This window comes from Acinetobacter sp. YH12152 (assembly GCF_013418285.1).
Lineage (GTDB): Bacteria > Pseudomonadota > Gammaproteobacteria > Pseudomonadales > Moraxellaceae > Acinetobacter > Acinetobacter amyesii.
On the sequence record NZ_VPCH01000021.1, the window covers coordinates 1 to 11,666 of the forward strand.

The 11,666-nt window shown below is 41.5% G+C and carries 10 protein-coding genes; 2 read left to right on the forward strand and 8 right to left on the reverse strand.

Annotated elements, in window-relative coordinates; translation table 11 throughout:
- The first annotated feature begins 397 nt into the window (after positions 1-397).
- Together FTU83_RS08455 and FTU83_RS08460 are read left to right on the forward strand one after the other, a co-directional pair.
- The gene (locus tag FTU83_RS08455; protein WP_180004441.1) at positions 398-634 is read left to right on the forward strand and encodes a VF530 family DNA-binding protein; all 237 of its coding nucleotides are present in this window, start codon (positions 398-400) and stop codon (positions 632-634) included.
- Between the two features lie 128 nt (positions 635-762).
- Positions 763-1,461 (forward strand): DUF1826 domain-containing protein, encoded by a 699-nt coding sequence (locus FTU83_RS08460; protein WP_180004439.1) that lies wholly within the window; start codon positions 763-765, stop codon positions 1,459-1,461.
- A gap of 114 nt (positions 1,462-1,575) precedes the next feature.
- Here FTU83_RS08460 and FTU83_RS08465 read toward each other — a convergent pair whose 3' ends face one another.
- From FTU83_RS08465 to modA, 8 genes are all read right to left on the reverse strand, one after another.
- Complete coding sequence (locus FTU83_RS08465) at positions 1,576-4,731, reverse strand: efflux RND transporter permease subunit (protein WP_180106081.1); 3,156 nt, start codon at positions 4,729-4,731, stop codon at positions 1,576-1,578.
- Positions 4,721-5,947: an efflux RND transporter periplasmic adaptor subunit gene (locus tag FTU83_RS08470; protein ID WP_180106082.1), complete on the reverse strand. Its 1,227-nt coding sequence runs from the start codon at positions 5,945-5,947 to the stop codon at positions 4,721-4,723. Before FTU83_RS08470 ends, FTU83_RS08465 begins: the two co-directional genes overlap by 11 nt.
- 13 nt (positions 5,948-5,960) lie before the next feature.
- Complete coding sequence (locus tag FTU83_RS08475) at positions 5,961-7,283, reverse strand: TolC family protein (RefSeq protein ID WP_180106083.1); 1,323 nt, start codon at positions 7,281-7,283, stop codon at positions 5,961-5,963.
- A 47-nt stretch (positions 7,284-7,330) separates the two neighbouring features.
- Complete coding sequence (locus FTU83_RS08480) at positions 7,331-7,759, reverse strand: cation efflux protein, CzcI-like (protein WP_218945786.1); 429 nt, start codon at positions 7,757-7,759, stop codon at positions 7,331-7,333.
- 198 nt (positions 7,760-7,957) lie between these two features.
- Positions 7,958-9,361, reverse strand: a complete 1,404-nt coding sequence (locus tag FTU83_RS08485; protein ID WP_180106084.1) for an amino acid permease — start codon at positions 9,359-9,361, stop codon at positions 7,958-7,960.
- A gap of 213 nt (positions 9,362-9,574) precedes the next feature.
- Positions 9,575-10,213 carry an ATP-binding cassette domain-containing protein gene (locus FTU83_RS08490; RefSeq protein WP_180106085.1) on the reverse strand — a complete coding sequence of 213 codons (639 nt, stop codon included), beginning with the start codon at positions 10,211-10,213 and terminating at the stop codon, positions 9,575-9,577.
- On the reverse strand, positions 10,200-10,898 hold the full coding sequence (gene modB / locus FTU83_RS08495; protein ID WP_180027004.1) for a molybdate ABC transporter permease subunit: 699 nt from the start codon (positions 10,896-10,898) through the stop codon (positions 10,200-10,202). The genes FTU83_RS08490 and modB overlap by 14 nt, the downstream gene beginning before the upstream one ends.
- 3 nt (positions 10,899-10,901) lie before the next feature.
- Positions 10,902-11,663, reverse strand: a complete 762-nt coding sequence (modA, locus tag FTU83_RS08500; RefSeq protein ID WP_180106086.1) for a molybdate ABC transporter substrate-binding protein — start codon at positions 11,661-11,663, stop codon at positions 10,902-10,904.
- Positions 11,664-11,666 lie beyond the last annotated feature (3 nt).

Genomic DNA, 11,666 nt, shown 5'->3' on the forward strand with positions numbered 1-11,666 from the left:
TTAAGTTCTTTATCCGACATAGACACCAACATATCAAACCGTCCGCTAACGAAATTGCAAAAGTGCATATTCTAAAAGCGGACATTTTTACTTTGGAGAAACCGGACATTTCTATTTTGGAGTTACACCTTTTGTTCGTATAATATATATTATGTTAAATAGCATATCCAAGACTGTGGCCTACACAACGCATCCGTTGCCACAGCTCGACATCGTGAATCTGTAAAATTATCATTCACGATGCCGAGTACGCTAATGAACATAATATACGTTATGCCGAAATCAGAATCTTATCAATTGGCGAATCTGACGTTCCTGATGTTTAAATTCAAACCCTCTCATTTTTTCAACTCGCTCAGGTTATAATAATGGTCTCCCAAAATATGATTGATCTAATATGAGCACCTCCAATGACCCTTTACACGGCAAAAAACTTGCTGACATCTTGGATGAATTATTGGATTACTACGGTGGTTTTGAAAGCTTAAGCCGCAAAATTGAAATTAGATGTTTTTGCATAGATCCAAGCGTTAAATCATCACTACGATTCTTACGTACTACACCTTGGGCACGTGAAAAAGTAGAAAGCTTATATTTGTATGTCTTACGCCAAAAAGCCAAACAGAAAGCGTAACGATGAATGCCTATGCTCGAATAATTTTGTATAGCAGTTTATGGTTTAAGATAGAATAAAACTGCTTAATCCTTCTAGCACTTCCTTGTACGCAGTATCTTCGCCTCAGATTTAAATTGATCCCTATTATGAGCAATACTTTTTCCCAGCATCCTCAAATTGGTGTAGTCACTACATTTTCTGAATTGATTCATAGTCATTTCGAAGGTCAAATGAATGCGCTTTGCTGGCAACGCAGCATACAAGGCGACTTTAAAGAAATAGTCGAAAAACTCGAACTGATTGAAAATATAACCGAAATTTCTATAGATGATCTGATGAAGTTAACACTTTCATCGCAAGGCCATTTAGCCAGAGAAGTTATTTTAAATGATCTGCAACAATTAACAGAATTTGGTGCATCACCTTCGTTGAACTTGCTCAAATGTTATGAACGAGATGATGAATTCGATTTCATCTCAACCGATGTTTATTCCTTTCATGTCGATCGATCACCTATCGCTACCGATACCTTTTTATGTACATATTATGGTGCTTCCAGTGATATTGTGCCAAATGATCAAGTGACACAAAGAATCTTAATTCCTAAAATACGAGAACAACTTAAAGATTTGTACGATGGCCCTACCTCAGAATTTGATGATTTTTTAGCGGAATATTTTTTTGATTTACATTATCAGCTCAAAGAAAATGCTGTGCCTGTAAATCTAGGCAATGGTCATCTTTGGCGTTTAGCGGTGGATCATCCTACACAGCAAGTTTTGCCTTGTGTACACCGCGCACCTGTAGAAAATGTAGGTGAATATCGGCTTATACTGATTTGCTGATTTTAGCTGTGTTTAAATATTGATAAATCGTAAGTCCATACGATCCATTCTGTCTAATGAATGAACCGTATGGGTTAATGCAATATCGTTTTAATCAAAATTGCTTAGTCTAGATTATTGAGATCGAGCTGTATTAAGCCAGCGGTAAAGCACTGGCAATAGCACCAAGGTCAGCAAGGTGGAAGAAAGAATACCGCCGATCACAACCGTGGCTAAAGGCCGTTGCACTTCCGCACCTGTACCTGTTGCCAAAGCCATTGGTACAAAACCTAAAGAGGCAACACAGGCAGTCATGAGTACTGGGCGTAATCGAAGTACAGCGCCCTGCCATACGGCTTCATGCAATGGATACTTGTCCCCCAGTTCTTTAATGAAGGTCAGCATGACCAGGCCATTCAGCACAGCAACACCTGAGAGTGCAATAAATCCAATCCCTGCAGACATCGAAAGCGGAATATCTCTTAACCAAAGAAACAATACACCGCCCGTTAAGGCAAAAGGTACGCCAGTAAAGACCAGCAGACTTTCTTTCACATTATGAAATACTGCCATTAATAAAATAAAGATGGTCAGTAGTGCTAAAGGAATGACAATTTGCATTCTTGCTTTGGCAGATGCAAGGTTTTCAAATTGACCGCCATATTCAATCCAATAACCGCTTGGTAATGCATATTGTTTCAGCTGAGTCTGCATATCCGCCACAAAAGAACCTAAATCACGGCCTTCAACATTGGCAGTCACTACAATACGGCGTTTACCATTTTCACGGCTGACTTGATTGATCCCATCTACATTAGACACTGTGGCAACATTTGAGAGTACAATACTGCCACCATTTGGCAACTTTAACGGTAGTTGTGAAATCGTGCTTACATTACGGTCTTGATCATTTAAACGAATAACAAAGTCAAAACGGCGATCGCCTTCTAAAATCTCCCCTACACTTTGTCCACCGACACTGGCTGCCACAGTATCCTGTATAGATTTAACGCTTAAACCATATTGCGCAGCCAAAGCCTTATCTATTTCAATATTTAATAAAGGCAAACCTGAGGTTTGTTCAACTTTTACGGCGCTACTCCCCGCAACTTGCTGCATAATTTTGGCAATTTTAGTGGCTTCTGTGTTAAGCACTTGCATATCATCGCCAAATATTTTAACGCCCACATCACTACGCACACCTGAGATCAACTCATTAAAGCGCAGTTCAATAGGTTGGGAAAACTCACTGTTATTACCTGGAATCGTAGCCACATAAGCCACCATACGGCCACGCAGTTCATCCACACTTTCTTTAGGGTTCGGCCATTCATTTCGTGGTTTGAGCATAATATAACCATCGGAAATGTTCGGAGGCATTACATCGGTTGCCACTTCTGCTGTACCTGTACGAGCAAATACAGCCTGAATCTCTGGAAATTTTTTCAGCAGCAATTTCTCAGCGTTCTCCTGCATTTTTAATGATTCTTCTAGGCCTGTGCTTGGTGAGCGCATCAACTGAACTGCAAAATCACCCTCACTCAGCTGTGGTGCAAACTCACTGCCAATTTTGGTGCTTAAAAGCCCAGTAATGAGCAGTAAACACAGTGCAAAAGTCATCACTACAGCCTTGTAATGAAAGGCTTTATTTAAAATTTGAAGATACTGCTTTTTCAGCCAATTCATCCAACGGCTTTCTGTTTCTTTAATTTCACCTTTCACCCAAAGCGCTACAGCTGCAGGTACAAATGTAATAGACAGAATGATCGCCGCCACAAGTGCCAATACTACAGTTAATGCCATCGGATGGAACATTTTTGCTTCTACACCGCTTAAAGCAAAAATTGGCAAATACACCACTAAAATAATTAATTGTCCAAATATCAGCGGACGGCGTGCCTGACGTGCAGCCAAAAAGACTTCTTTAAAACGTTCATTTTGCGTTAATGGACGCTTTAATGTTTGCTGTGCATGCGCCAAGCGGCGGATACAGTTTTCAACAATGACCACAGCACCATCAACAATAATCCCGAAATCCAGCGCACCTAAGCTCATCAAATTCGCGCTGATATTCTTTTGTGCCATGCCGGTTAAGGTAAACAGCATTGACAGCGGAATAACACAGGCCGTAATGAGTGCTGCACGGATATTGCCTAAAAAGATAAATAAAATGATGATGACTAGAATTGCGCCTTCAACCAAGTTCTTTTGAACGGTTTTAATGGCTTTTTCCACCAATGTGGTACGGTCATACACTGTTTCAATTTTTACCCCTTTGGGTAAGCTGGCTTGAATGTCTTTAATTTTGGCATCTACAGCTTTCGAGACAGTTCGGCTATTTTGTCCCATAGCCATCATGGCAATACCTAAAACCGTTTCTTCGCCGTTATAGGTTGCACCACCTGTGCGCAAATCATGCCCTATCGATACTTGTGCAATATCACCCACCCGAATTGGACTGCCATTAGGGCTGTCAATCATGGTGTTTTCAATATCTGAAATGGTGTTTAATGTTCCCGGCACTCGAACTGTTAACTGCTGACCATTTTCCTCAATAAATCCTGCACCACGGTTTTCATTATTTTCTGTAAGCGCTTGCTGTAATTGTTCTAATGACAGGTTCAGCTGTTGCATGCGGTTTAAATCAGGTGAAACCACGTAGGTTTTATTAAAACCACCAATACTGTTGACCTCGGCAACACCTTGTACACGCTGTAATTGCGGACGCACAATCCAGTCCTGAATTTCACGCAAATCCATCGCGCTATATGCCGTACCATCTGCTTTTTTTGCATTGGGTTCTGCTTTCAGCACCCATTGATAAATCTCGCCCAAACCTGTCGAAACTGGCGACATCGTCGGAGAAACCTGAGCTGGCAATGACGACTGAACTTCCTGTACCCGCTGATTAATTTGCTGACGTGCCCAGTAAATATCCGTACCGTCTTTAAATACAATGGTGACTTGTGATAGCCCATAACGGGAAATAGAACGGGTCAACTCCAAATCTGGAATACCTGCCATCGCATTTTCAATCGGATAGGTAATCCGCTGTTCCACCTCTAATGCTGTAAAGCCATTGGCCTGCGTATTAATTTGCACTTGGGTGTTGGTAATATCAGGTACTGCATCAATCGGCAATTTTTGATAACTGTAAATCCCGACGACAATCCATGTGCAAACAAATAGCATCACCCAAATTGCATTTTGAATTGAAAACTGAATAATGCGTTCGAATAGACCTTCTGGCTTTGGTAAATCTGTGTTCGGGTTCTGTGAATTAGTGTTCATGGCCAGCCTCGTCTTTTTCCAGTTCAGATTTCAGTAAAAAACTGCCTTGGGAAATATACTTTTGCCCTACTTCAAGACCTGAAAGCACTTCTAGCCATTGACCATCACTGGATGCTTGCCCAAGTTTTAGCGCTTGTGCTTTTAAATGTACTTGACCTTTTTGCTCAGATTCGACAATAAAAATACTGTCTTTTCCCTCTATGCTTTGTACGGCAGACTTTTGCACCCGTAATGCTTTTTTAGTGCCCGAATCAGCCAATAGCACATTGACCATCACATTTGGGCGAAGCTCAACAGATTGTTGTTTTAATTTGGCACGTACCACTAAGCGTCCAGTTTGCACATCTGCCTGTGAAGTCAGGCTTTGTACCTCTGCACTATAGAGCTGATCTGAGCCATTGATTTTGAAAGAGACGTTTTGACCCGTTTGTAATTGTGCGGAATATTGATGAGCTAAGTTAAATTCCAGCCACAAATCTTTAAGCTGTTCGATGGTGAACAATTGGTCTGCCAATTGCACATTTTCACCCACCACAATATCTTTTTGACTAATCACGCCAGCGATTGGCGCACGAATAATAAATCGTCCGTTTTGACCGCTATTCGCGCCCAAAGCTTGTAAGCGCGATTGTGCTGACTGTACGCTAATTTGAGCCTGACGATAGGCATTTTCAGCACGCTGAAAGTCCTGTTTGGCAGAAATTCCTTGAGACCATAGCTTTTGCTCACGCTGATAATCTTGACGGGCTAAATCTAAATTGGCTTCTGCCATACGTAAATTGGCTTGCTGATCAATCAATTCAGGTACTGACAGCACAGCTAAAGTTTGACCTTTTTGTACAGTTTGACCGAGTGCTACGTTGACTTGTTCGACATGACCGCTGAAGTTTGGGGAAATATGTGCCTGCTGATCTGTATTAACGGCCAATTTACCTGGCAATTGAATAATATTTTCGACCAGACCATTTTCCGCAGTCGCAATTTTAATTCCTTGTTCCACCATTTGCTGAGCGGTAAGATGCAGTTCACCTTCTTCTGCATGTTCTGCTTCAGCATCACTATTATTAGCCTCGTTATGTTCTCCTTCATGCTCAGTTTTATCCGCATCGGATTTATTTTGACTGAACCAAATAGCAGTACACAGCATTAGCGTTAGGCCAATTAAAACTGCAATCATTAACGGCTGTGAAATTTTTCCATCTTGTTTAATTTTCATGTGCTTGACTGCCTTATTGTGCTGATGCGCTGTTGATGAGGGTTTGGGATGCTTCAATGGCTTTTTTATTTAGTTGGCTATAAGCATCTGAACGGCTGATTTCTTCATAACTGGTGCCGATACTTAAGGCTTCAGCATTGAGTGCGCTCTGCCAAGCCTGCGCCAAAATTTGCATTTGGCTAAGTCGAAGGTCTTGGAGTTGTTTCGTGGTTTGCTGTACATCCGTAATGGCAAACTTCCCTGCCTGAAAACCTCGCAAAGTTCGGTTTTGAACATTTTCAGCCAAGCCAATCTGACTGGCTATAGCATCAAACTGATTACGCAAAGCTTTAAGCTGGTGAATACTGTTGGCAATATCCAAAACTTGCTGTTTTAACTCGCGCTGTTGCTGATGATTTAATAAAATTTGCTGTTTTTGTGCCATTGGAATGGCATATTGCTGGCGGTTAAAAATATTCAGCGGAATATCCACACCAAGTACCAAGGCCGTATCATTGGCATCTGTTGGAGACTTGGTACGTGACATGCCCATATTTAGGGTTGGGTTTGGACGTGCCTGTACTTTTAAATGTTCAATTTGCTGATTTGCCTGCTGAACATTCAAGGCATACAATTTTTGTAGCCAACCTTCCGATAAATTACGCTCAACTAAACTTTGGCTCTGTTCAGGCCAAGGCGTAACGCTGTTATTCAACGCAATTTGCGACGTAGTTTCACCCCATAAATTAGAAAGCTGACGCGCCACAGTTTGCTGTTTTAAAAGCGCCTGTTGGTATAGACGCTGTATTTCCAAAGCTTCAATTTGAGCGCGCTCTACATCCACCAAAGCAATACTGCCTGCCTGATAGCGTTTTTGCGCGCTGTCCAAATTAGATTTACTGAGTTTGAGCTGTGTAGCGTAAATCGATTGCTCATTTTGAGCGATGGCTAGCTGTGACCATGCAAACTTCACAATCAACTGACTTTGCGCATTCCAAATTTGCTGTTGCAACTGTATTTGCTGTGCTGAGGTACTCGCGAGTGCTTGATTGATTTTACGCTGACCGAATACATCCAGTGGCTGGCTGATTGCGATACTGAGCTCTTGATCTTGATTTTTACCAAAACCATTTTGTTCAATCGATAGACTTGGGTTTTGCCATAGCTTGCTTTGACGCAGATTAAAATCAGAGATTTGCTGTTGTTGTTGCCAAATATCAGTTTGGGCTTGGTAGTTTTGTACTTTGGCAAATGCAGATTCAAAACTACTGACATTTTCCGCAAAAGTACTTTGTAAGGCCGTCGAAATACCGACAGCTAAGCCTAGACGTATAAACGCCATAAAATATAAAGACATGATTTTTCCCACTCATTTATTAAAAAAAGTGGCGGGAATGTTTTAGGCTACCCCGCCATTAGCGGGGCATAAACAGGAGGAGGTGTTTGCAGTAATAAATCAGGGGCTTGATAAAGATTCTTCCAAACAAATTTTGGCGAATATTCAAAGCTCTGATGTGCAATAAAAAGAATCGATTGTTGGTTTTGTACAATCAAATGCGTCATAGACGGTAAATGGTCTTGATGATCTTCACCGAGTTGCAGATCGTTAGCGGTATTTTTGACTGGTTTGCTACTGGATTCAGATGCTTGATGCAACGAATGCTGTGGATTGGTTTCACTGCTGACGCATAAGGTATTTTGATGATGACCAAAATGATAGCTTTGAACAACTTGAGTTTGCTCTTCATGCACACAGAAAGCGGCTGCCACGTTCCAAAGGCTTTGGAACATGAACAATCCAACTAAGACTGTTATCCATGTCGCAGAACGCATATTGCATCAATCAAGAAAATTTTAACGATTATAAAGCTTGGAGTCGGTCGAAGGTCAAGTGAATCTTTGAATTTGTCTTAAAAATGGATTGCCATAGAGATATAACGTAAGGCATTCGCTTTAATCCCCTGACACGGCACATGCTAAAGACAATCCATTGGTTCATGATTACGATTTTTATCGGCGAAACCTTTATTTTTAATTCAGTTCGGAATCATTCTTCAACTTAGCTTTTCTTGTCACAACTAAGCCGCAGAGAACCACCAATGTCGTAACACCTAAAGATAATGAAGTTTCATAACTGTAGGCTGGAGATAAAAACATATAGATCAGCACACTTAAGATCACCAAAATGACTGCCCATGTCAGCCATGGAAATAGCCACATTTTAAACGCGACCTCAGTTCCATTTTTTTCGATTTGTGTTCTCAATTTAAGCTGTGAAAATGCAATCACTAAATAAACCAATAAGGCAATTGAACCTGTTGTAGACAGTAAAAATCCGAATACTTGGCCTGGAAATAAATAATTGACTGCACAGCAAATTAAGCCCACTACAGACGATGCAAATACTGCAATTGCAGGTACACCAGAGGCATTAATTGATGTGACCCATTGAGGTGCTTCTTTGCGTGTCCCCAATGAAAATAGCATCCTTGATGAACTATAAAGTGCGGCATTCATACAACTTGCAACCGCAATAAAGACCACACTATCAATAATCAATTTTGATTGTGGGATATTTAAGCTGACCAAGACATACTGGAAGGTGCCTAATTGTTGTAATTGCGGTGAACGCCAATCAACCAATGCAACCGTTATAAAAATTGAAACCACAAAAAATAAGATGACCCGATACAACACTAAATTGGTTGCGCGTTTAATTTTTTGCTCAGGATCTTTTGATTCTGCTGCAGCGATCGATAATATTTCTACACCAAAGAATGAAAATGCTGAAATCAATATTGCTGAAAGTACACCACCCAGACCATTTGGCATAAATCCATCATTTTTAAACAGATTTTCTACACCACTCACTTCAGGTGCTAATGGCCAAAATCCAAATATTGCGGTGAGTCCAATGGCGATAAAAATTACAATAGCCAAGACTTTTATCAGAGAAAACCAAAATTCAAACTCACCAAAACTCCGAGTACTAAAAAAGTTGGCTAAACTGAGAAGCACAATAAAGAATGTCGCAAATACAGCACTTGATATTGAAGGAAACCATGCATGCAGAATTTCTGCACCAGCGATTGCTTCAATTGGAATAACTAAAACCCAAAACCACCAATATAACCATCCGATGGTAAAGCCCGCCCAAGGCCCAATGGCTTTTCTTGCATAGGTTGAAAATGAGCCGGTGTCAGGTTGAGCGACTGCCATTTCTCCCAACATTCGCATGACTAAAAAAACCAATATACTGGTAATTATATAAGCAAGAACGGCGGCAGGCCCTGCTTTTGCAATCGCAGCAGATGATCCAACAAACAGTCCAGCACCAATTACACCACCAATACTGATCATTGTAATATGCCGATTAGATAGCCCTGCACCCAGTTTTGCAGTTGAATTATGTGTGGCTAAGCTATCATCATGCATCGATTAGATTCCCTGTCTGCACGGTCAGTCGTACAAATCATTATTTCCAAGATCATTAGGAATAAAAAAGGGAAAACGCTGTGTTCTCCCTTGTTTTGTAACAATTTAATCTAGAAAATGAGTTTTTCATAGTTCTAATCAAAACTTTAAGATGCAGCTTAATACCATTTTTTCATCTAATTCACTGTTATTACTTATATAATTTATATTTATTTAAAAACTTATTTGACCATTTTCTAGATACAAAATATGGGCTTTTAAATAATCTAACTCATCGCCATGATGCGTAACATATATCATCGGCAGCGCTGACTGTTCTTTCACCGTGTTTAAAAATGGCAATATTTGATCTTTCAGCCTGCGGTCCAGCCCTGTCAGCGGTTCATCTAAAAGCAGTAAATCAGGCTGTGACAGCAATGCCCGGCCTATGGAAACACGCTGCGCCTCTCCGCCAGATAGTTCATGTGCCCGCCGTTTGAGCAGTGGCTTCAACTCAAGCAGATCCGCTACTTGCTGAAACTGAAATTGTGCATTTTCCTGAGCAGCTAAGTTCTCTGCATATTGCAGATTTTGCTGCACATTCATATGCGGGAAAAGCCATGCTTTTTGAAAAATCAGCGCAATACGGCGTTTATGCATCGGCACGTTAATATTCTGCGCTATGTTAAACACTTCACGCTGATTCAGCGATATATAACCTTGCTGGGGCTGCAGCAGACCGGCCAAACTTTTCAGCAGCGTAGATTTGCCGCTGCCTGATGGCCCCATAATGCCCAGCAGCTGATCCTGCATCTGCAGCCGAGCCTGCAATTGAAAATCTGCATATTGAAACTGAAAATCACACTGAAGCATGGCCGGCTCCGAGTTTTCGCTGATAGCGCTGTAAAATATAATAATTGGCAATCAATGCGCCAAAAGCCGCCAGCAATGAAAGGATCACTAAACGCATTGCGGCCTCTTCACCATTTGGCTGCTGTATCAGCGAATAAATGGCGATAGGAATGGTTCGGGTTTCATCTGGAATATTGCCGACAAAGGTAATGGTTGCGCCAAACTCACCTAGACTTCGGCTAAAGCCTAAAATGCTGCCAATTAAAATCCCTGGTAAAGCCAGCGGCAGGCTGATTGAGACAAATACCCGTAAAGGATGTGCGCCTAGTGAGCCTGCAACCTGCTCAAGCTGTTGATTGATCATTTGAAAAGACAAACGGATCGGCTGCACAATCAGCGGAAATGACACAATCATCGATGCTAAAACGGCGCCTTTCCAATTAAAAACCAGCTGAATTCCCCATTCAATTAGCATCTTGCCGATCCAGCCATTTGAACCAAACAGCACCAATAGCAAATATCCTAGAACCACCGGCGGCAGCACCATTGGCATTTGTAAAAGTGCTTCGACCAAAAATTTTAAATGAAACTCATAGCGCGCCAAAACCCATGCCAGCCCTATAGCAAATGGTAAGCAAAATACAGTGGCGCAAATGGCAACCTTAGCCGACAGATACAAGGCGCTCCACTCTTCAGGGCTTAGCATGCTTTAGCCCTTCACACCAAAGCCATAATGCTTAAACAGCATTTTGCTTTGCGCATGGTCTTTAAGATAACGGTAAAACTTCACGGCCTCAGGTTTAGCTGCGCCTTGCTGTGTTAAAGCCAATGGGTAAATGATGGGTTGATGGGTATGGTTTGGAAAAATCCCGGCTATTTTAACTTTAGAACTGATCATCGCATCGGTACGGTAAACAATCCCCGCTTGGCACTCACCGCGTTCGACAAAAGCCAGTGCTGAACGTACATCATCTGTCCCGACAATCCTTCCATTCAAACTTGATAGCCAGCCCAACTTGGTTAGGCTTTGTTGTGCATATTTTCCAGCAGGTACAGACTCCATTTGACCTGTACATAAGTGACCTTGAAATGCCTTGGAAAAATTAAACTGCGGCACGGCCCTAAATTGCATATTCACCGCTTTAGGCGTAATCAGCACCAAATCATTGCTCAGCATATTGAACACTTGCTTTGCAGGTACTTTCTGCTTCTGCACCAAATAATTCATCCAGTCTACATCTGCTGAAAAATACAGATCACTTGGTGCACCGGCTTCAATTTGCTTGGCTAAAGCAGAAGATGCACCAAATACCGGTACAATTTTGATGTCTGGATTCTGTGCCTGATATTGCTTTGCAATATCGGCAATAGCATTGCTTAAACTGGCTGCAGCATAAATTTTGACTGTTTCCGCCTGAGATGCGCCAGCAATGAAGCTCAGTCCTGCTGCTAAAATAAATTTGAATCGCATAGC

What these genes read in the sequence shown, in the direction of transcription:
- modB (WP_180027004.1), bottom strand. Translation starts at nt 10,898, where the DNA reads ATGCTAAGCCCTGAAGAGTGGAGCGCCTTGTATCTGTCGGCTAAGGTT.
- FTU83_RS08465 (WP_180106081.1), bottom strand. Translation starts at nt 4,731, where the DNA reads ATGAACACTAATTCACAGAACCCGAACACAGATTTACCAAAGCCAGAA.
- FTU83_RS08460 (WP_180004439.1), top strand. Translation starts at nt 763, where the DNA reads ATGAGCAATACTTTTTCCCAGCATCCTCAAATTGGTGTAGTCACTACA.
- FTU83_RS08480 (WP_218945786.1), bottom strand. Translation starts at nt 7,759, where the DNA reads ATGCGTTCTGCGACATGGATAACAGTCTTAGTTGGATTGTTCATGTTC.
- modA (WP_180106086.1), bottom strand. Translation starts at nt 11,663, where the DNA reads ATGCGATTCAAATTTATTTTAGCAGCAGGACTGAGCTTCATTGCTGGC.
- FTU83_RS08475 (WP_180106083.1), bottom strand. Translation starts at nt 7,283, where the DNA reads ATGTCTTTATATTTTATGGCGTTTATACGTCTAGGCTTAGCTGTCGGT.
- FTU83_RS08490 (WP_180106085.1), bottom strand. Translation starts at nt 10,213, where the DNA reads ATGCTTCAGTGTGATTTTCAGTTTCAATATGCAGATTTTCAATTGCAG.
- FTU83_RS08455 (WP_180004441.1), top strand. Translation starts at nt 398, where the DNA reads ATGAGCACCTCCAATGACCCTTTACACGGCAAAAAACTTGCTGACATC.
- FTU83_RS08470 (WP_180106082.1), bottom strand. Translation starts at nt 5,947, where the DNA reads ATGAAAATTAAACAAGATGGAAAAATTTCACAGCCGTTAATGATTGCA.
- FTU83_RS08485 (WP_180106084.1), bottom strand. Translation starts at nt 9,361, where the DNA reads ATGCATGATGATAGCTTAGCCACACATAATTCAACTGCAAAACTGGGT.